Here is a 17,335-nt window from a genome sequence, read left to right as displayed (position 1 = left end):
GATGGGACAAAAGACAAATCCAATTGGAAATAGACTTGGTATCATCAGAGGATGGGACTCTAACTGGTATGGTGGAAATGACTACGGTGATAAACTTGCCGAAGACTACAAAATCAGAAAGTATATCCATGCTCGTTTATCAAAAGCTAGTGTATCAAAAGTAATCATCGAGAGAACTTTGAAACTTGTAACCGTTACTATCACTACTGCTAGACCTGGTATTATTATCGGAAAAGGTGGACAAGAGGTAGACAAGTTAAAAGAAGAACTTAAGAAAGTTACTGACAAAGAGGTTCAAATCAACATCTTTGAAATTAAAAGACCTGAATTGGATGCTTACTTAGTAGGTACTTCTATCGCGCGTCAAATTGAAAGCAGAATCTCTTACAGAAGAGCTATCAAAATGGCAATTGCGGCTGCAATGCGTATGAATGCTGAAGGTATTAAAGTATTAATTTCTGGTCGTTTGAATGGAGCTGAAATGGCTCGTTCGGAAGGTTTTAAAGAAGGACGTATTCCTCTATCAACTTTCAGAGCTGACATCGATTACGCTTTGGCTGAAGCACATACTACTTATGGTAGAATGGGAATCAAAGTGTGGATCATGAAAGGTGAAGTTTACGGTAAAAGAGATCTATCTCCACTAGTTGGAATGGATAAAAAACAAGCCGGTGCTGGTGGAAAAGGTGGAGATTCTTCAAGAGGAGATCGTAAACCTTTCAACAAAGACAGAAAATCAGGTGGAGATCGTAAAAGAAAGTAATTTTTAAATTAAAGAAAAATGTTACAGCCTAAAAGAACAAAATACCGCAAGGTACAGAAGGGTAAAATGAAAGGAAACTCTCAAAGAGGGCATGAACTTTCTAATGGAATGTTTGGTATTAAATCTGTACATGAAGATGGAATGTTCTTAACTTCTCGTCAAATAGAGGCAGCTCGTATTGCTGCAACTCGTTTCATGAAAAGAGAAGGACAATTATGGATTAAAATATTTCCAGACAAACCAATCACAAAGAAACCTCTAGAGGTACGTATGGGTAAAGGTAAAGGTGCCGTAGAATATTGGGCAGCTGTTGTTAAACCAGGAAGAATTATGTTTGAAGTTGGTGGAGTTCCTTTGTCAGTTGCAAAAGAGGCGTTACGTCTTGCAGCTCAAAAGCTTCCAGTAAAAACTAAATTCGTCGTTGCTAGAGATTTCGAAGCATAATTAATATTTATTATGAAACAATCAGAAATTAAAGATCTGTCTATTGCTGAATTACAAGAGAAATTATCTCAGCTTAAGAAGACATATGCCGACTTAAAAACCGCTCATACTATCTCTCCAATCGAAAACCCACTTCAATTAAGAAGCGTTAGAAGATCGGTTGCTAGAGTAGCTACTGAGATAAGCAAAAGAGATTTACAATAATTGTATTCTGCTCAAAGATGGAAGATAAAAGAAATTTAAGAAAAGAAAGAGTTGGGGTTGTTACTAGCAACAGAATGGAGAAATCTATTGTTGTTTCTGAAACAAGAAAAGTAAAACACCCACTATACGGTAAGTTCGTGTTGAAAACAAAGAAATACGTTGCACACGACGAAACAAACGACTGTAACATTGGAGATACTGTAAGAATTAGCGAAACGCGTCCTTTAAGTAAATCAAAATGTTGGAGATTAGTTGAAATCATTGAAAGAGCTAAATAATTATGGTACAACAAGAATCAAGACTAAAAGTAGCAGATAACACAGGAGCTAAAGAAGTTTTAACTATCCGTGTTTTAGGAGGTACCAAAAGAAGGTATGCCTCTGTTGGTGACAAAATTGTAGTTTCTATCAAAGATACATCTCCAAACGGAAACGTGAAAAAAGGAGCTGTTTCAACTGCAGTAGTTGTACGTACCAAAAAAGAAGTGAGAAGAGCTGATGGTTCTTACATCCGTTTCGATGACAATGCATGTGTTCTTTTGAACGCTGCAGGAGAAATGAGAGGAACTCGTGTTTTTGGTCCAGTAGCAAGAGAACTTCGTGAAAAACAATTCATGAAAATTGTATCATTAGCACCAGAAGTGCTTTAATTATTTACGAGATGATAAAGCTAAAAATCAAATCAGGAGATATCGTAAGAGTAATTGCTGGAGACCATAAAGGTACTGAAGGTAAAGTTTTGCGTGTAGACCGTGAGAAAAATAAAGCGATCGTTGAAGGTGCTAACTTAGTTTCAAAACACACGAAACCAAGCGCGAAAAACCCTCAAGGTGGAATCGTTAAGAAAGAAGCTCCTATCCATATTTCTAACCTTTCTCTTATAGATCCTAAAACTAAGGAAGCTACTAAGACAGGTTCAAAAATTGAAGGAGATAAGAAAGTAAGATTTGCAAAAAAATCTAATCAAGTACTATAGTAATGGAGTATACACCTAGACTAAAACAGGAATATAAAGACAGAGTTATCTCTGCTCTTAAAGAAGAATTCGGTTACAAAAACGTAATGCAAGTTCCAAAACTTGAGAAAATCGTTTTGAGTAAAGGAGTTGGTGCTGCTGTATCTGATAAAAAACTTATCGACTATGCGGTTGATGAGTTGACAAAAATTACAGGTCAAAAAGCAGTATCTACTATCTCTAAGAAAGACGTTGCGTCATTCAAATTGAGAAAAGGAATGCCAATTGGTGCAAAAGTAACTTTGCGTGGAGAAAGAATGTATGAGTTTTTAGATAGACTTATCACTTCTTCTTTACCACGTGTAAGAGATTTTAGCGGAATTAAGGCTACTGGTTTTGACGGAAGAGGAAATTACAACCTTGGAGTTTTGGAACAAATCATTTTCCCAGAAATTGATATTGATAAAGTTAACAAAATCTCAGGAATGGATATTACCTTCGTTACATCTGCAAAAACAGATAAAGAAGCAAAATCATTATTAGCAGAATTAGGTTTACCTTTTAAAAAGAATTAAGACATGGCTAAAGAATCAATGAAAGCCCGTGAGGTGAAAAGAGAAAAAACGGTAGCTAAATATGCTGAGAAAAGAAAAGCTTTGAAAGAAGCTGGAGATTTCGAAGGTTTGCAGAAATTACCGAAAAACGCTTCACCAGTTCGTTTGCACAACCGTTGCAAATTAACAGGAAGACCAAGAGGTTATATGCGTCAATTCGGAATTTCACGTGTAACTTTCCGTGAAATGGCTAATAATGGATTGATTCCAGGTGTTAAAAAAGCAAGCTGGTAAAAAATATTATTTGCGATTTTGATATTTCAACAGATAGTTGTAAGTTTGCACGTTTTTAACGGTAAGCTGACAGCTATCTGTTAATTATATTAATTAGAATTTTAATGGTTTCAGGTTCTACCGGATGGTCCGGGACGAATACCAAAACCGCAATTTTATACATATGTATACAGATCCTATTGCGGATTATTTGACAAGAGTAAGAAACGCTGTGGCTGCAAACCACAAAGTCGTTGAGATTCCTGCATCTAATCTAAAAAAAGAAATAACAAAGATCTTATTTGATCAAGGTTATATCTTAAGTTACAAATTTGAAGACAACGCTGTACAGGGTTCGATCAAAATTGCTTTGAAGTATGATAAAGATACTAAAGAGTCAGTGATTAAAGACCTACAGAGAATTAGTAAACCAGGTTTACGTAAGTATGCAGGTTCTAGCGAAATTCCACGTATCCTTAACGGATTGGGAATCGCAATTGTTTCTACATCAAAAGGTTTGATGACTGGAAAACAAGCCAAACAACTTAATGTTGGTGGTGAGGTAATTTGTTACGTATACTAATAAAAAGCTAAACGATGTCAAGAATAGGAAAAAATCCCGTTGTAATTCCTGCTGGAGTAACTGTTGAAGTTGCTGAAGGTGTGATTACAGTAAAAGGAAAATTAGGTCAACTTACTCAGGAATTTTCTGATGTAACTGTAAAAGTTGAAGATGGTCAAGTTCTAGTTGAAAGATCATCTGATCATAAAGACCAAAGAGCAAAGCACGGATTATACAGATCACTTGTAAACAATATGATTATTGGTGTATCTGAAGGTTTTACTAAATCATTAGAATTGGTAGGAGTTGGTTATAGAGCTTCAAACCAAGGAAATAAATTAGATTTAGCTCTAGGATTCTCACACAATATCGTTTTAGATATTGCTCCAGAGGTAACTTTGGAAACAATTTCTGAAAAAGGTAAGAACCCAATTGTGAAATTAACATCTTTTGATAAACAACTTGTTGGGCAGGTAGCGGCTAAGATTAGAGCTTTCCGTAAACCAGAACCTTACAAAGGAAAAGGAGTTAAGTTTGTTGGTGAAGTATTAAGAAGAAAAGCAGGTAAATCAGCTTAAAAATAGAAAGATTATGTCATTAACAAAATCTGAAAGAAGACAGAGAATTAAATTCAGAATCAGAAAAATCGTTAGCGGTACTGCTGCTAAACCAAGATTATCTGTATTCAGAAGTAATAAAGAAATCTACGCACAACTAATTGATGATGTGAATGGAGTAACTTTATTAGCTGCATCTTCAAGAGAAAAAGAAGTAAGTAAAGGTACAAACGTTGAAGTAGCTGCTGCAGTTGGAAAACTAATCGGTGAAAAAGCTAAAAATGCTGGTATTGAAACAGTAACTTTCGATAGAGGAGGTTATTTATACCACGGACGTATCCAATCATTAGCAGAAGGTGCGAGAGCAGCTGGACTTAAATTCTAATATAGTATGTCTAATAGTAAATACAAAAATGTAGAGTTAGTAAAACCTAGTGGTCTTGAATTGAAAGACCGTTTGGTAAGTGTTAATCGTGTTACTAAAGTTACAAAAGGTGGTAGAGCTTTCGGTTTTTCTGCTATTGTAGTTGTAGGTGATGAAAATGGAGTAGTTGGTCACGGATTAGGAAAATCTAAAGACGTTTCTGAAGCAATTGCGAAAGCAGTAGAAGATGCTAAGAAAAATCTAGTAAGAATTCCTTTGAATGGTCAGTCAGTTCCTCACGAACAAAAAGGTAAATTTGGTGGTGCACGTGTATTCTTAATTCCTGCGTCTCATGGTACAGGGGTTATTGCTGGTGGAGCTGTTCGTTCAGTTCTTGAATCAGTAGGTATTCACGATGTATTGTCAAAATCTCAAGGTTCTTCTAATCCTCATAACGTAGTTAAAGCAACTTTTGATGCTTTGTTACAAATGAGAAGCGCTCACACTGTTGCAAAACAAAGAGGTGTTTCTTTAGAGAAAGTTTTTAAAGGTTAATTCAAGGAAATTATGGCAAAATTATTAGTAAAACAAGTTAGAAGCAAAATCAATTGTCCTCTATCTCAAAAAAGAGGTCTTGAAGCTTTAGGTCTTCGTAAAATGGGACAAGTTGTGGAGCATGATTCAAACCCTGCTATCCTTGGGATGATAAACAAAGTAAAACACTTAGTTTCTGTAGAGGAAGCTAAATAACAAAAAATAGTTATGAATTTAAGTAACTTACAACCTGCTGAAGGTTCAACACACAATCAAAATAAAAGATTGGGTAGAGGAGAAGGTTCTGGAAAAGGTGGTACTTCTGCAAGAGGTCACAAAGGAGCAAAATCTCGTTCTGGTTATTCTAAAAAGATTGGTTTTGAAGGTGGACAAATGCCGCTTCAAAGACGTGTGCCTAAGTTTGGTTTTACAAACATCAATCGTAAAGAATACGAAGGTGTGAACCTTGATACACTTCAAGCTTTAGTTGATAACGGAATTATTACTGACGGTACTGTTGATATGACAGTATTTGTAGCAAACCGTTTGGCTACTAAAAATGAAATCGTTAAGATTTTAGGTAGAGGTGAATTAACAACTAAATTAAAGGTAACCGCTCATAAATTTACTGCTACTGCAAAAGCCGCTATTGAAGCTGCTGGTGGAGAAGCTGTAACTTTATAATTCTTATAGTTAAGATGAAGAAATTTATAGAATCGCTAAGTAATGCTTGGAAAATTGAAGAACTAAAAAATAGAATTTTAGTGACTCTTGGTTTGTTATTAGTGTACCGTTTTGGTGCCCAAGTAACACTTCCGGGTATTGACGCGACTAAGTTAAATGGACTTACTGATCAAACTAAAGAAGGGATTGGATGGCTAATCGATGTATTTACAGGTGGTGCGTTTTCGCAAGCATCTGTATTTGCATTGGGTATTATGCCATATATTTCTGCATCTATCGTTGTTCAATTGATGGGTATCGCTGTGCCTTACCTTCAAAAACTTCAAAAAGATGGAGAAAGTGGCAGAAAGAAAATGAATCAAATTACTCGTTGGTTAACTATTGTTATTACTTTAGTTCAAGCTCCGGGTTATATTTTCAATCTATACAGAACTTTGCCAGGAGAAGCTTTCCTTTCTAATGTTAATCCAGGATTGATCTCACCTTTTGCGTTCCAGTTTTTATCTGTGGTAATACTTGTTTCAGGTACTATCTTCGCAATGTGGTTGGGTGAAAAAATTACTGATAAAGGAATTGGAAACGGAATCTCATTATTAATCATGGTTGGAATCATCTCAAGAATGCCACAAGCATTCATCCAAGAGTTTTCAACTAGGGTAACGAACAATAATGGTGGACCAATGTTATTAGTTTTCGAAGTAATAATTTGGCTTTTGGTAATCGTAGCTTGTATCTTATTAGTGATGGCCGTTAGAAAAATCCCGGTACAATACGCTCGCCGTACTGCATCTGGAGAATTTGAAGAAGCTGGAAATAGACAATGGATTCCTTTAAAGCTTAATGCTTCTGGAGTTATGCCTATCATTTTTGCGCAAGCGATTATGTTTATTCCTGCAGCTTTGGCTGGGTTATCTACTTCTGAGACAGCGACTTCTGTTAGTACAGCATTCCAAAATATCTTTGGATGGCAGTATAATTTGGTTTTTGCCTTGTTAATCGTAGTTTTTACTTACTTTTACACCGCAATTACGGTACCAACAAATAAGATGGCTGATGACTTGAAAAGAAGCGGTGGTTTTATCCCGGGAATTAGACCTGGAGCTGAAACTTCTGAATTCTTAGACAGAATCATGTCTTATATTACGTTTCCAGGCTCATTGTTTCTTGCTTTAATAGCTGTGTTCCCAGCAATTGTTGTAAGTATTTTAGATGTTCAACCATCTTGGGCTTTGTTTTACGGTGGTACATCGTTATTGATTATGGTGGGAGTTGCAAGTGATACGATCCAACAAATTAATTCATATTTGTTGAACAAGCATTACGACGGTCTGATGAAGAGCGGTAAAAACAGAAAAGCAGTAGCTTAATTTATGGCAAAACAATCAGCAATAGAACAAGACGGATCAATCATTGAAGCATTATCAAATGCGATGTTCCGTGTAGAGTTAGAAAATGGACATATTGTGATCGCACACATTTCTGGTAAAATGCGTATGCACTACATCAAATTATTGCCTGGCGATAAAGTGAAACTAGAAATGAGCCCTTACGATTTGTCAAAAGCAAGAATTACTTATAGATATTAAGGATATGAAAGTTAGAGCTTCAGTAAAAAAGAGAAGTGCCGAGTGCATCATTGTGCGTAGAAAAGGCAGATTATATGTGATTAACAAAAAGAATCCTAGATTTAAACAAAGACAAGGATAGTTATGGCAAGAATAGCAGGGGTAGATATCCCGAAAAACAAAAGAGGAGTTATCGCTTTGACTTATATCTTCGGAATAGGAAGAAGTAGAGCTATCGAGATTTTAGAGAAAGCTCAGGTAAGCCAAGATAAAAAAGTTCAAGATTGGAATGACGACGAAATCGGAGGAATTCGTGAAGCCGTTTCATTTTTCAAAATTGAAGGAGAGTTACGTTCAGAAATCTCATTAAACATCAAACGTTTAATGGATATCGGATGCTACAGAGGAATTCGTCACAGATCTGGTCTTCCATTAAGAGGACAAAGAACTAAGAATAACTCAAGAACAAGAAAAGGTAAGAGAAAAACTGTTGCTAACAAGAAAAAAGCAACTAAATAATAAGTAATATGGCTAAAGCAACTGCAAAAAAACGTAAAGTTATCGTTGAATCAACGGGAGAAGCTCATATTTCTGCTACCTTCAATAACATCATCATTTCTTTGACTAACAAAAAAGGTGAAGTTATTTCTTGGTCTTCAGCTGGTAAAATGGGCTTTAGAGGTTCTAAAAAGAACACTCCATACGCAGCTCAAATGGCAGCAGAAGATTGTAGTAAAGTAGCGTTAGAGGCTGGACTTAAAAAAGTGAAAGTATATGTAAAAGGACCAGGAAACGGACGTGAGTCTGCAATCCGTTCTTTACATAACGGTGGAATCGAAGTGACTGAAATCATTGACGTTACTCCAATGCCTCACAATGGATGTCGTCCTCCAAAAAGACGTAGAGTTTAATATATTTAAGTATAACTAGGTAGATTAAAGATTATCGGAGGATATGACCTGAATTCATAATCTCTACCTTAATTTAATTTTTAGAAATGGCAAGATATACTGGTCCAAGTACAAGAATCGCTCGTAAATTTGGCGAGGCAATTTTCGGAGAAGACAAATCTTTCGAAAGAAGAAATTATCCACCCGGACAACACGGGCAGGCTAAAAAAAGAGGTAAGAAATCTGAATACGCTGTCCAGTTGATGGAAAAGCAAAAAGCTAAATACTCTTACGGTATCTTAGAAAAACAATTCAGAAACTTATTCGAAAAAGCATCTGCAACTAAAGGTGTAACTGGTGAAGTTCTTTTACAATTATGTGAGGCAAGATTAGACAATGTAGTATTCAGAATGGGTATCGCTCCTTCAAGAAGAGCTGCACGTCAAATCGTTTCTCACAGACACATCACTGTTAACGGTGAACTTGTAAACATTCCATCTTACCACTTAAAACCTGGAGATAAAGTAGCAGTTCGTGAAAAATCTAAATCATTAGAGGCTATCGACCGTTCATTATCTAACTCAAGTCACGTTTACGAATGGATTACTTGGAACAATGACCTTAAAGAAGGTGTTTTCGTTTCAGTTCCAGCAAGACTTCAGATCCCAGAAAACATTAAAGAGCAGCTAATCGTAGAGTTGTATAACAAATAATAGACACTAGTCGAACATATGGCAATATTTAATTTTCAGAAGCCCGATAAAGTTATCATGATCGATTCAACCGATTTTGAAGGTAAGTTTGAATTCAGACCTTTAGAACCTGGCTATGGATTGACTGTTGGTAATGCACTTAGAAGAGTCTTGCTTTCCGCTTTAGAAGGATATGCAATCACATCTGTTCGTATCGAAGGTGTAGATCACGAGTTTTCTACAATTTCAGGAGTAGTTGAAGACGTTACAGAAATTATCCTTAATCTTAAACAAGTACGTTTCAAACGTCAGATTGAAGATATTGATAACGAATCTGTTTCCATCTCAATTTCTGGTAAAGACCAGATTACTGCTGGAGATTTTCAAAAATTCATTTCTGGATTCCAAGTTTTGAACCCAGAATTGGTTATCTGTAATTTAGATAGCAAAGTTAACTTGAACATGGAGTTGACTATTGAAAAAGGTAGAGGATACGTTCCTGCAGAAGAGAACAAAAAACAAAATGCTGCAATCGGTACTATTTTTACAGATTCAATCTTTACTCCGGTAAAGAATGTAAAATATGCAATCGAAAACTTCCGTGTGGAGCAAAAAACAGATTACGAGAAATTAGTTTTTGAAATCAAAACTGACGGATCAATCAATCCAAAAGATGCCCTTACAGAAGCTGCAAAAGTTTTGATTCACCATTTCATGCTGTTCTCTGATGAAAGAATAACACTAGAAGCTGATGAAATCGCTCAGACAGAATCTTATGACGAAGAGTCATTGCACATGAGACAATTGCTTAAAACTAAGCTTGTTGATATGGATCTGTCAGTGAGAGCATTAAATTGCTTGAAAGCGGCTGAAGTGGATACACTCGGAGATCTAGTATCTTTCAACAAAAACGACTTAATGAAATTCCGTAATTTCGGTAAAAAATCATTGACTGAGCTTGATGAGCTTGTGGCTGTGAAAAACCTACATTTCGGTATGGACTTAGCAAAATACAAATTAGATAAAGAATAAATTACTTCATATTTTGCTCTCCAAAGAGGATTGAAGCAAGATGAAGTTTAAAAACAAATGTCATGAGACACGGAAAAAAATTCAATCACTTAAGCAGACAAACATCGCACAGAAAGGCAATGTTAGCTAATATGGCTTGTTCTCTTATCGAGCACAAACGTATTAACACAACTGTCGCTAAAGCAAAAGCGCTTAAACAATTCGTTGAGCCATTGATCACAAAATCAAAGGATGATACAACTCACAACAGACGTATTGTTTTCGCTTACTTGAGAAGCAAATATGCGGTAACTGACTTGTTCAGAGACGTAGCTGCAAAAGTAGGAGATCGTCCAGGTGGATACACACGTATCATCAAACTTGGAAATCGTCTAGGAGATAACGCTGATATGGCGATGATCGAACTAGTAGATTTCAACGAACTTTACAACGGTGGTAAAAAAGAAGTTAAAAAAGCTAAAAGCCGTCGTGGTGGAAAAGCTAAAAAAGAGGAAACAGTTGTTGAAGAAGCTCCAAAAGCAGAAGCACCAGCAAAATCTACTGAAGAAACTTCTACAGACGCTGCAGAATAATGAAGAAATTCATTTCATAAAAAAATCAAGGATAAGCTATTATAGTTTATCCTTTTTTTTTGCCCAACCGTCATTGCGAGGAACGAAGCAATCACATAATATTGGTTTTTGAAGCGAAACTTCAAGCATTTTTAGCAAAGGTAATTCCCGCTGCAGGAACTCGCTTTCCACGTCCTGATCGGCCGTGAAAGAGCTCAAACAATTCCAGCATCGGGGCTATAAGAGAAACTACTCGCATTTTTGTAAACGCCGGTACCAATCTTTGTCGATAAACTTTGTCCACAATCAATTGGCATAATTTTTGAAAAATCGGTGGCAATCTGGGTAATCTGCCAAAATCAGCGCTCTAAAATTTATAAGCCAAACAAATAAATTTTCAAATACCCATAAATTGAATTAAATTTGCACCCGCAACTACACACAACAACCACAAATGAAACGAAGCTTAGCGAGTTTCATGAGTCAAATAAAAAAAATAACTACGACGAATGAAATACACAACACGACAAAAAGCAATCCTGCTCTTAAGTGACGGCACCATTTTCCACGGAAAATCAATGGGAATTGAAGGAACCACTTTTGGAGAAGTATGTTTTAATACAGGAATGACTGGCTACCAAGAAATCTTCACAGATCCGTCTTACTTCGGCCAGATCATGGTGGCAACAAACGCCCACATCGGGAATTATGGCGTAAATGAAGAAGACATCGAAGCAGACAAGATCATGATTTCCGGATTAGTTTGCAAAAACTTTTCTTTCAATCATTCGCGCGCCAATTCTTATGAAAACTTAGAAGACTATTTTAAAAAGCAAAACCTGATCTGCATTTCTGATGTAGATACTAGAGCTTTGGTTAGCTATATCCGTGATAATGGAGCAATGAATGCAGTGATTTCTACAGACGGAAAATCAGTAGAAGAACTAAAAGCGTTGCTTGCAGAAGTTCCAGATATGAAAGGTTTGGAATTGGCTTCAAAAGTTTCTACAAAAGAACCTTACTTCATCGGAGAAGAAACGGCCAACTATAAAATAGCAGCATTAGATTTAGGTATCAAGAAAAACATTTTGAGAAACCTAGCGAAAAGAGATTGTTATATTAAAGTTTTCCCTTTTGATACAACTTACGAAGAAATGAAAGCTTTTAATCCTGATGGATTTTTTCTTTCGAATGGACCTGGTGATCCAGATCCACTTTTCGGAGCGATTGAAATTGCAAAGAAAATCTTGGAGAATGACGAGCCTGTTTTCGGAATCTGTCTTGGACATCAAGTCTTGGCTTTAGCAAACGGAATCTCGACTTACAAAATGTTCAACGGACACAGAGGTATCAACCATCCGGTGAAAAATGAAGTGACTGGAAAAGGTGAAATCACTTCTCAAAATCACGGTTTTGCTGTGAATCGTGAAGAATTAGAAAACCACCCAGACTTTGAGATCACGCACTTGCACATTAATGATGGCACGGTTGCGGGAATGCGAATGAAAAACAAAAATTGTTTCTCTGTGCAATACCATCCAGAAGCGAGCCCTGGTCCGCATGACTCTTCTTATCTGTTTGATATTTTTATTGAGAACATAAATAAAGCTGTTAAGGCTTAAATATAAAAGACGCTTTAGGGCGTCTTTTTTTTGTTTTATAGTTTAAACTTTTAAGTTTGGGTTCAAGGAGATTGGGTTTGCTTAGCGATTTTGAACGCAGATGACTCGGAACTTTGCTTGCAGATTTACTTTGATTATATTACTTGTTTGGCTTTTTATTTTGAATATCAATACGTCTTGGACCGTAATCAGCATTACTTATAAATTAAAAAACCATTTAGGACTTCTAAATGGTTTTATTGTTTTAAAAAAAAAATCTCTACAATTTATTTTCTGGCATATGTGGTATAACCGCCATCAACTAATAATTCTGTTCCGGTGATGAAACTGGCATCATCAGAAGCTAAGAATAATACTGTCTTTGCAATTTCATCTGGATGGCCTAATCGTTGCAAGGCTGTTGCAGAAGCTAGATAGTCTTTTCCTTCATCAGTTGTGACCACTTTCTCAAGACCTTCGGTTCTTATTGGGCCTGGACTTACAATATTTACTCTTATCTTTCTTGCCGCTAATTCGTTTGCTGCAATTTGGGCAATTTTATTGACAGCTCCTTTTGTTGCTGAATAAATGCTTGTTCCTGAGTTCGCAGCGGTGGCTACAGTTGACGAAGTGAACACTACCGATGCGCCATCGTTTAAATGAGGCATTAATTTTTGCAATGTGAAGAACATTCCTTTTACATTGGTATTGAATTGCGCGTCAAAGTCTTCTTCTGTTACCTCTTCGATTGACGTAAACACTGCTATTCCTGCATTTAAAAATAACACGTCGATTTTGTCGCCACTTTCTGCTACTGCTTTTTCTAATAGTGCAATACCTTCAAGGTTTGCGGTGTCTGAAACTACTGTTTTTAAGTTGGCACTGTTGATTTTGTCTGATGCTTTCTGCAAATTTTCTTGGCTTCTGCTTGTTATCAATACATTTGCTTCTTTTTCGATAAAGGCTTTTGCGGTTGCGAACCCTATTCCGGTGCTTGCGCCAGTGATGACCACATTTTTATTTTTGAAATCCATTTTTATAAATGTTTTAATGATTATGATGCAAAGCTACTTCAAGGAAATTTATTTTAGTAACTTTGTAACTAAAAGTAACTGTAACCTTTGAGTAACCAGATAACCTTATGGAAACAAATATATGTGAACCGTTTAAGCACAAAACAGAAATGATGGCGATTCAAGATTCATTAGATGTGCTGAATGGCAAATGGAAAATTGCGATTGTGTCTTCGATTTGCTATTATAACAAAAGGCGTTTTTCTGATATCTTAAACGACGTGGTGGGTATATCGAACAAGATGCTAAGCAAGGAATTAAAGGATCTTGAGATGAATATGCTGATCAAACGTACTGTTTTAGACACGCAACCCATTAGCGTGCAATATGAACTTACCGAACACGGATTGTCTTTGCGAACTATTATCAATCATTTGACGGAATGGGGGATGATGCATCGTCAAAAAGTGGTGGGGAAGTAGGGATTAGGTGCAGGGTTTGAGGTTTTGAGTTTTGGAACGCGGATGATGGGAAGCTTCGCTTGCAGATTTTAATTTTTTGGTTTTTTGTTTGTGTGTGATTGTTTTGTTTTTTGCTGTAAACGTTTTGTTTTTCGGATACATCTACTAAAGTTGGCAGTTGCAGAAAATAGATTTGTCATTCAATAAAATAGATTTGTTGTGCAATACAATAAATTTGTCATACGATAAAATAGATTTGTCATTCAATAAAATAGATTCGTTGTGCAATAAAATAAATTTGTCATTCAATAAAATAGATTTGTCATACGATAAAATAAATTTGGCATTCAATAAAATAATTTTGTTGTCAGATAAAATAGATTTGCGGTAGGATAATTCTTTTTTTGGTTTGATATAATCTAATTATTTAACCAAATGAACGCAAATGACACGGAGCTTTTTTTGCTGATTTTATTTTTGATTTAAAAAAAACCTGCTGTCTATAACGTCAGCAGGTTTTTTTATTATCGTTTAGTTGTGAATTTTAATCGCACAGCACTTTTGTAATAGGGCTTTGCAGAATCTCCTAATGATTTTAAATAATTTTTGATTGTAGGTGCTAAGTTTACAGCGCCGGTTGTTTCATTATATAACGCTCCGTTTCTAGCTGTTCTCGCGGTCAGCAACTCATTTGTTGCATAGTTGACGTTTGTGTTTTGTTGTTTCTGCAAAAGATTAAACTGTTTTAATGCCAGAATTTGGAGATCCGTTTCGTTAGGCGCATATAACGCATGTGTTTCTAAAAAGCTTATCATCGCATCAAAATTAGCGGTTCTGCTGTCATAACTCATTCGCGATGTGGATATGCCTTCTGTGGATTGTGTTTCAGGATCAATTTTCTTCGCTGTTTTCATGCCTCTTATTACTCTTGCCATGCTTTCTGCGTTTTCGATATCGGACGCTGATGCACCGCTGGCGCGAAATGAATTGACAATTTTGGTGGTGAGCTTGCTGAGCGGTGCCATATTGGTTTCGCGCTGGGATACCGCATTTTTGTACAGTGGATTTTTTGTGTTGAATGTTTCAATCACGTCATCGAGTACCGTTTTAATGGGTTCGAGCGCGGTGAGCGCAATTGACGGATTTGAAGGGTTGTACATTGGTCCCATTTCTTCCAAGATCTGGTAAAGGGATTTGAAATTTGCTACGTTCTTGTTGTGTCCTACTTCTGATGCCATGGTTTTTAATTTAAAGATTGCTGAATTTGATCATTAGATGATTTGATTTTTCGATTGTTGGATTTTTGTTTGATGGATTTAGAGATTAAAGATATCTTTTGTTTGCGTTGAGAAATTTGCGTTGTAAAGTGAGTTTAGTACAGTTTAATATAGCAAATATTCTGTGTCAGTCTTCAATGTTGCTCAATGGCACGAACAGGGCGTGGCCAAAAACCAAGTCTGGTTTGGTATTTAGAGCCTTGATGATTTCGAGGAGTTTGCTGACTTTAATGTCCGTTTTGCCATTCTCTATCCTGCGGTAATGACCGAAAGAAAAGTTCACTTTTGTGGCGACTGTTTCAATTGAAATACCTTTTAAGAGGCGGATGGTCTGAAGGTTGGAGTAGATGTGTGTTCCCATACTAATTTGTTTTAATACTATTATTATTAACTACTTTAGTGGGGAAATCAATACAATATTATTAAAAAAATGTTTTGGTTGTATGCGTTGGTGTTAATTTTTTTTGGTTTAATCAAATAAGGGCTTAATCTATGGTGGTGTTTCTTTATAATTGTGATATTAATTTATTTAAAAACATTTTGTGGCGTATCAATGTGATTGCTAAGATCGTTCCGAAAAGAAATAGAAAGAAAAAGATTGTTGCTAAATAACTTTGAGAGATAAGACCTAAAAAAATACTCATTGACAAGGTAATGTAAAACATTCTTGTGACAGAGAAAGAGTATTGAAGCTCTTTTAATTCTGAATCAATATTGAAATAACCTTTGTCAACTGTTGCCATTAAATGATTTGATCCTTGACCGTTAAAGAATGAATTTTTAAAATGAATTTTTGAAGGGGAAAGGTCTATTTTATCGACCTTCAGTCGAATTAATTTTTTTTCAATTAAGTCAAGGTACTGTTTGGTTTCAGAGCTAAATGTTTTACTTCTTTTGTATTTAATATTGATAGCAAACATTGGATTAGCTTTTGGTTAGATTGCAATTTTTTTTAATGCTGGCGGAAGGTTTTAGCTTGTGTGTTTTTGTTTTGTTTTGTTTGTCGGCACGAGCGGGACGCTCGCGCTAGCGGGGGTAGACCGCTGTTATATGCAGTAGTTTCATTTAAATTTTTTTGAAGAAACTTTCTTTCCTTTGAAATAATATCTGATTTTACCTTTTTTAATATTTATTGAAATTGAATCAGCAGGTTGATCAAATAATAATTTTATCGAAGAGTTGTGTATATGTACTTCTGAATCTGAATTACTTAGAATTAATAATTCTGCCTCACCTTTAAGGTCTGTTTGTGTTCCTACTCTGAGGTAATTTTTCTGTGTTGTTATATTAATAGCGATTGCGGGCACTTTAGTATGCTCAAGAATTTTGAATTTAATTTTAAAATCTTGGGTTTGAGAAAAACCATAAAAACAGTTTAGAAATAATAATAAACAAAATAATTTCATACGAAGAATTTTACTATTGCATATAACGTTCCGCGGCTTGGCGCAGTGGCGGCTGCGTGAACGATTATTTCTTGCTAAGATATATTTTCTTCGTTAAAACGAAACTTCAATTTACCGAAAACTCCGCGATTGTAGTTATAGGCTGTTATAGGCTGTTTCTATTTTTTCCTCATATCCCATTCTGAGATATAACTTGATTCTTGAATTTTATCAATATCACTTTGTGTAGGGTTGATTTTATTTCCATTCGAATCATAAAATTCCCAACTGTTATCAACTAGTCCATAATTTATATTGTCGCCACCTTCACAACTGGTTTTTATATTCTTTGTTCCAATTTTATAAATGCCTTTTGCTTTTAAATTTCCATTTTCATGAAAGTATATCCACTCTCCAAATTTATAGCTATAATAACCGTTAACATGTCCACCTACAGAGCATTCCACATAAGTTGCTAGTTTATAATTACCAGATTCTTTTAGTTTTCCATTTTCATAAAATGTACTCCATAATCCAGTTCTAAAGTCGTAATTTTCTTTCGGAAAGTCATATACATTTCCAACACTTTTAATGTTGCCGTTTTTATAATATTCAACAACCGTGTTTGTTTTATTTATCTCAATGCTTTTGGTTTTGCATCCAACAAGAAAGAGAAATGGAATAATGAAAAGGATAAGAGTTGTTTTCATATCGAGTTTCCTGAAATTGCCTATAACGTTCCGCTACTTCTCGTCAGTTACAAAGTTCGGAACTTTATATTTTCTGTTAAAGATAAAAATTCTTGCGAAACGTAAACGTGAACTTACTACAAAATTCGCGGTTTTGAGAAGCATCTATGTAAAAGCATAACTTTGAGTTACATATAAACAAAGACTATGCAATTACACGACACTTCGGCTAATCCAAAGATATTCATTGGATTAGACATTCACAAAAAAAGCTGGACAGTTTCTA

At 35.7% G+C, this 17,335-nt stretch carries 30 protein-coding genes; 24 read left to right on the top strand and 6 right to left on the bottom strand.

Annotated features, from left to right (window positions below):
* The first annotated feature begins 1 nt into the window (after position 1).
* From rpsC to carA, 23 genes are all read left to right on the top strand, one after another.
* Entirely contained in the window at positions 2-763 is a 762-nt protein-coding gene (gene rpsC / locus ACFPVY_RS07440; RefSeq protein ID WP_379791336.1) for a 30S ribosomal protein S3, read from the top strand.
* 18 nt (positions 764-781) lie between these two features.
* Entirely contained in the window at positions 782-1,207 is a 426-nt protein-coding gene (rplP, locus tag ACFPVY_RS07435; RefSeq protein ID WP_007803637.1) for a 50S ribosomal protein L16, read from the top strand.
* A 12-nt stretch (positions 1,208-1,219) separates the two neighbouring features.
* Positions 1,220-1,411, top strand: coding sequence for a 50S ribosomal protein L29 (gene rpmC / locus ACFPVY_RS07430; protein ID WP_296151538.1), 192 nt, complete (start codon positions 1,220-1,222; stop codon positions 1,409-1,411).
* 17 nt (positions 1,412-1,428) lie between these two features.
* Entirely contained in the window at positions 1,429-1,689 is a 261-nt protein-coding gene (gene rpsQ, locus ACFPVY_RS07425) for a 30S ribosomal protein S17 (protein ID WP_125011405.1), read from the top strand.
* A gap of 2 nt (positions 1,690-1,691) precedes the next feature.
* Positions 1,692-2,060: a 50S ribosomal protein L14 gene (gene rplN / locus ACFPVY_RS07420; RefSeq protein ID WP_379791335.1), complete on the top strand. Its 369-nt coding sequence runs from the start codon at positions 1,692-1,694 to the stop codon at positions 2,058-2,060.
* A gap of 11 nt (positions 2,061-2,071) precedes the next feature.
* Positions 2,072-2,386: a 50S ribosomal protein L24 gene (gene rplX, locus ACFPVY_RS07415; RefSeq protein ID WP_379791334.1), complete on the top strand. Its 315-nt coding sequence runs from the start codon at positions 2,072-2,074 to the stop codon at positions 2,384-2,386.
* A gap of 2 nt (positions 2,387-2,388) precedes the next feature.
* Positions 2,389-2,940 (top strand): 50S ribosomal protein L5, encoded by a 552-nt coding sequence (gene rplE, locus ACFPVY_RS07410; RefSeq protein ID WP_296151525.1) that lies wholly within the window; start codon positions 2,389-2,391, stop codon positions 2,938-2,940.
* A gap of 3 nt (positions 2,941-2,943) precedes the next feature.
* Positions 2,944-3,213, top strand: coding sequence for a 30S ribosomal protein S14 (rpsN, locus tag ACFPVY_RS07405; protein ID WP_026978402.1), 270 nt, complete (start codon positions 2,944-2,946; stop codon positions 3,211-3,213).
* 163 nt (positions 3,214-3,376) lie between these two features.
* Positions 3,377-3,775: a 30S ribosomal protein S8 gene (gene rpsH, locus ACFPVY_RS07400; protein WP_125011402.1), complete on the top strand. Its 399-nt coding sequence runs from the start codon at positions 3,377-3,379 to the stop codon at positions 3,773-3,775.
* 14 nt (positions 3,776-3,789) lie between these two features.
* The gene (gene rplF / locus ACFPVY_RS07395; RefSeq protein ID WP_379791333.1) at positions 3,790-4,332 is read left to right on the top strand and encodes a 50S ribosomal protein L6; all 543 of its coding nucleotides are present in this window, start codon (positions 3,790-3,792) and stop codon (positions 4,330-4,332) included.
* Positions 4,333-4,345: 13 nt separating this feature from the next.
* The gene (gene rplR / locus ACFPVY_RS07390) at positions 4,346-4,696 is read left to right on the top strand and encodes a 50S ribosomal protein L18 (protein WP_379791332.1); all 351 of its coding nucleotides are present in this window, start codon (positions 4,346-4,348) and stop codon (positions 4,694-4,696) included.
* 6 nt (positions 4,697-4,702) lie between these two features.
* Positions 4,703-5,230: a 30S ribosomal protein S5 gene (rpsE, locus tag ACFPVY_RS07385; protein ID WP_379791331.1), complete on the top strand. Its 528-nt coding sequence runs from the start codon at positions 4,703-4,705 to the stop codon at positions 5,228-5,230.
* 12 nt (positions 5,231-5,242) lie between these two features.
* Positions 5,243-5,425 carry a 50S ribosomal protein L30 gene (rpmD, locus tag ACFPVY_RS07380; RefSeq protein WP_017495010.1) on the top strand — a complete coding sequence of 61 codons (183 nt, stop codon included), beginning with the start codon at positions 5,243-5,245 and terminating at the stop codon, positions 5,423-5,425.
* Positions 5,426-5,437: 12 nt separating this feature from the next.
* Entirely contained in the window at positions 5,438-5,893 is a 456-nt protein-coding gene (gene rplO / locus ACFPVY_RS07375) for a 50S ribosomal protein L15 (RefSeq protein WP_379791330.1), read from the top strand.
* A gap of 14 nt (positions 5,894-5,907) precedes the next feature.
* A complete protein-coding gene (gene secY / locus ACFPVY_RS07370; RefSeq protein ID WP_379791329.1) occupies positions 5,908-7,260 on the top strand; it encodes a preprotein translocase subunit SecY in 1,353 nt (450 codons plus the stop codon).
* Positions 7,261-7,263: 3 nt separating this feature from the next.
* Positions 7,264-7,479, top strand: a complete 216-nt coding sequence (infA, locus tag ACFPVY_RS07365) for a translation initiation factor IF-1 (RefSeq protein ID WP_007136545.1) — start codon at positions 7,264-7,266, stop codon at positions 7,477-7,479.
* A 4-nt stretch (positions 7,480-7,483) separates the two neighbouring features.
* Positions 7,484-7,600, top strand: a complete 117-nt coding sequence (gene ykgO, locus ACFPVY_RS07360) for a type B 50S ribosomal protein L36 (RefSeq protein WP_002987490.1) — start codon at positions 7,484-7,486, stop codon at positions 7,598-7,600.
* Between the two features lie 2 nt (positions 7,601-7,602).
* Entirely contained in the window at positions 7,603-7,977 is a 375-nt protein-coding gene (gene rpsM, locus ACFPVY_RS07355) for a 30S ribosomal protein S13 (RefSeq protein WP_296150715.1), read from the top strand.
* Positions 7,978-7,985: 8 nt separating this feature from the next.
* On the top strand, positions 7,986-8,369 hold the full coding sequence (gene rpsK / locus ACFPVY_RS07350) for a 30S ribosomal protein S11 (RefSeq protein WP_024981527.1): 384 nt from the start codon (positions 7,986-7,988) through the stop codon (positions 8,367-8,369).
* 86 nt (positions 8,370-8,455) lie between these two features.
* Entirely contained in the window at positions 8,456-9,061 is a 606-nt protein-coding gene (gene rpsD, locus ACFPVY_RS07345; RefSeq protein WP_379791328.1) for a 30S ribosomal protein S4, read from the top strand.
* Positions 9,062-9,079: 18 nt separating this feature from the next.
* Positions 9,080-10,072 (top strand): DNA-directed RNA polymerase subunit alpha, encoded by a 993-nt coding sequence (locus ACFPVY_RS07340; protein ID WP_121376811.1) that lies wholly within the window; start codon positions 9,080-9,082, stop codon positions 10,070-10,072.
* Between the two features lie 62 nt (positions 10,073-10,134).
* Entirely contained in the window at positions 10,135-10,644 is a 510-nt protein-coding gene (gene rplQ / locus ACFPVY_RS07335) for a 50S ribosomal protein L17 (RefSeq protein ID WP_296150723.1), read from the top strand.
* A gap of 488 nt (positions 10,645-11,132) precedes the next feature.
* Positions 11,133-12,245 (top strand): glutamine-hydrolyzing carbamoyl-phosphate synthase small subunit, encoded by a 1,113-nt coding sequence (carA, locus tag ACFPVY_RS07330; protein ID WP_379791327.1) that lies wholly within the window; start codon positions 11,133-11,135, stop codon positions 12,243-12,245.
* A gap of 266 nt (positions 12,246-12,511) precedes the next feature.
* Here the strand turns inward: carA and ACFPVY_RS07325 are convergent, their stop codons facing one another.
* On the bottom strand, positions 12,512-13,258 hold the full coding sequence (locus ACFPVY_RS07325; protein ID WP_379791326.1) for an SDR family NAD(P)-dependent oxidoreductase: 747 nt from the start codon (positions 13,256-13,258) through the stop codon (positions 12,512-12,514).
* A gap of 107 nt (positions 13,259-13,365) precedes the next feature.
* Between ACFPVY_RS07325 and ACFPVY_RS07320 the strand changes: the two genes are divergently transcribed.
* On the top strand, positions 13,366-13,719 hold the full coding sequence (locus tag ACFPVY_RS07320; RefSeq protein ID WP_379791325.1) for a winged helix-turn-helix transcriptional regulator: 354 nt from the start codon (positions 13,366-13,368) through the stop codon (positions 13,717-13,719).
* Positions 13,720-14,222: 503 nt separating this feature from the next.
* On the opposite strand, the gene ACFPVY_RS07315 is transcribed toward ACFPVY_RS07320, so the two are convergent.
* The 5 genes from ACFPVY_RS07315 to ACFPVY_RS07295 form a co-directional block, all read right to left on the bottom strand.
* Positions 14,223-14,936 (bottom strand): hypothetical protein, encoded by a 714-nt coding sequence (locus ACFPVY_RS07315; protein ID WP_379791324.1) that lies wholly within the window; start codon positions 14,934-14,936, stop codon positions 14,223-14,225.
* Positions 14,937-15,102: 166 nt separating this feature from the next.
* A complete protein-coding gene (locus ACFPVY_RS07310; protein ID WP_379791323.1) occupies positions 15,103-15,336 on the bottom strand; it encodes a helix-turn-helix domain-containing protein in 234 nt (77 codons plus the stop codon).
* Positions 15,337-15,481: 145 nt separating this feature from the next.
* The gene (locus ACFPVY_RS07305; RefSeq protein ID WP_379791322.1) at positions 15,482-15,895 is read right to left on the bottom strand and encodes a hypothetical protein; all 414 of its coding nucleotides are present in this window, start codon (positions 15,893-15,895) and stop codon (positions 15,482-15,484) included.
* Positions 15,896-16,036: 141 nt separating this feature from the next.
* Positions 16,037-16,381, bottom strand: coding sequence for a hypothetical protein (locus ACFPVY_RS07300; RefSeq protein ID WP_379791321.1), 345 nt, complete (start codon positions 16,379-16,381; stop codon positions 16,037-16,039).
* A 158-nt stretch (positions 16,382-16,539) separates the two neighbouring features.
* Entirely contained in the window at positions 16,540-17,070 is a 531-nt protein-coding gene (locus ACFPVY_RS07295) for a toxin-antitoxin system YwqK family antitoxin (RefSeq protein WP_379791320.1), read from the bottom strand.
* Between the last annotated feature and the right edge of the window lie 265 nt (positions 17,071-17,335).

Source organism: Flavobacterium qiangtangense (assembly GCF_042658345.1).
Taxonomy (GTDB): Bacteria; Bacteroidota; Bacteroidia; order Flavobacteriales; family Flavobacteriaceae; genus Flavobacterium; species Flavobacterium qiangtangense.
This window is presented reverse-complemented; position numbering and strand designations above follow the sequence as displayed.

Bases quoted from the DNA above. Each gene is read 5' to 3' on its own strand.
- rpsC (WP_379791336.1), top strand. From the start codon at position 2: ATGGGACAAAAGACAAATCCAATTGGAAATAGACTTGGTATCATCAGA.
- rplP (WP_007803637.1), top strand. From the start codon at position 782: ATGTTACAGCCTAAAAGAACAAAATACCGCAAGGTACAGAAGGGTAAA.
- rpmC (WP_296151538.1), top strand. From the start codon at position 1,220: ATGAAACAATCAGAAATTAAAGATCTGTCTATTGCTGAATTACAAGAG.
- rpsQ (WP_125011405.1), top strand. From the start codon at position 1,429: ATGGAAGATAAAAGAAATTTAAGAAAAGAAAGAGTTGGGGTTGTTACT.
- rplN (WP_379791335.1), top strand. From the start codon at position 1,692: ATGGTACAACAAGAATCAAGACTAAAAGTAGCAGATAACACAGGAGCT.
- rplX (WP_379791334.1), top strand. From the start codon at position 2,072: ATGATAAAGCTAAAAATCAAATCAGGAGATATCGTAAGAGTAATTGCT.
- rplE (WP_296151525.1), top strand. From the start codon at position 2,389: ATGGAGTATACACCTAGACTAAAACAGGAATATAAAGACAGAGTTATC.
- rpsN (WP_026978402.1), top strand. From the start codon at position 2,944: ATGGCTAAAGAATCAATGAAAGCCCGTGAGGTGAAAAGAGAAAAAACG.
- rpsH (WP_125011402.1), top strand. From the start codon at position 3,377: ATGTATACAGATCCTATTGCGGATTATTTGACAAGAGTAAGAAACGCT.
- rplF (WP_379791333.1), top strand. From the start codon at position 3,790: ATGTCAAGAATAGGAAAAAATCCCGTTGTAATTCCTGCTGGAGTAACT.
- rplR (WP_379791332.1), top strand. From the start codon at position 4,346: ATGTCATTAACAAAATCTGAAAGAAGACAGAGAATTAAATTCAGAATC.
- rpsE (WP_379791331.1), top strand. From the start codon at position 4,703: ATGTCTAATAGTAAATACAAAAATGTAGAGTTAGTAAAACCTAGTGGT.
- rpmD (WP_017495010.1), top strand. From the start codon at position 5,243: ATGGCAAAATTATTAGTAAAACAAGTTAGAAGCAAAATCAATTGTCCT.
- rplO (WP_379791330.1), top strand. From the start codon at position 5,438: ATGAATTTAAGTAACTTACAACCTGCTGAAGGTTCAACACACAATCAA.
- secY (WP_379791329.1), top strand. From the start codon at position 5,908: ATGAAGAAATTTATAGAATCGCTAAGTAATGCTTGGAAAATTGAAGAA.
- infA (WP_007136545.1), top strand. From the start codon at position 7,264: ATGGCAAAACAATCAGCAATAGAACAAGACGGATCAATCATTGAAGCA.
- ykgO (WP_002987490.1), top strand. From the start codon at position 7,484: ATGAAAGTTAGAGCTTCAGTAAAAAAGAGAAGTGCCGAGTGCATCATT.
- rpsM (WP_296150715.1), top strand. From the start codon at position 7,603: ATGGCAAGAATAGCAGGGGTAGATATCCCGAAAAACAAAAGAGGAGTT.
- rpsK (WP_024981527.1), top strand. From the start codon at position 7,986: ATGGCTAAAGCAACTGCAAAAAAACGTAAAGTTATCGTTGAATCAACG.
- rpsD (WP_379791328.1), top strand. From the start codon at position 8,456: ATGGCAAGATATACTGGTCCAAGTACAAGAATCGCTCGTAAATTTGGC.
- ACFPVY_RS07340 (WP_121376811.1), top strand. From the start codon at position 9,080: ATGGCAATATTTAATTTTCAGAAGCCCGATAAAGTTATCATGATCGAT.
- rplQ (WP_296150723.1), top strand. From the start codon at position 10,135: ATGAGACACGGAAAAAAATTCAATCACTTAAGCAGACAAACATCGCAC.
- carA (WP_379791327.1), top strand. From the start codon at position 11,133: ATGAAATACACAACACGACAAAAAGCAATCCTGCTCTTAAGTGACGGC.
- ACFPVY_RS07325 (WP_379791326.1), bottom strand. From the start codon at position 13,258: ATGGATTTCAAAAATAAAAATGTGGTCATCACTGGCGCAAGCACCGGA.
- ACFPVY_RS07320 (WP_379791325.1), top strand. From the start codon at position 13,366: ATGGAAACAAATATATGTGAACCGTTTAAGCACAAAACAGAAATGATG.
- ACFPVY_RS07315 (WP_379791324.1), bottom strand. From the start codon at position 14,936: ATGGCATCAGAAGTAGGACACAACAAGAACGTAGCAAATTTCAAATCC.
- ACFPVY_RS07310 (WP_379791323.1), bottom strand. From the start codon at position 15,336: ATGGGAACACACATCTACTCCAACCTTCAGACCATCCGCCTCTTAAAA.
- ACFPVY_RS07305 (WP_379791322.1), bottom strand. From the start codon at position 15,895: ATGTTTGCTATCAATATTAAATACAAAAGAAGTAAAACATTTAGCTCT.
- ACFPVY_RS07300 (WP_379791321.1), bottom strand. From the start codon at position 16,381: ATGAAATTATTTTGTTTATTATTATTTCTAAACTGTTTTTATGGTTTT.
- ACFPVY_RS07295 (WP_379791320.1), bottom strand. From the start codon at position 17,070: ATGAAAACAACTCTTATCCTTTTCATTATTCCATTTCTCTTTCTTGTT.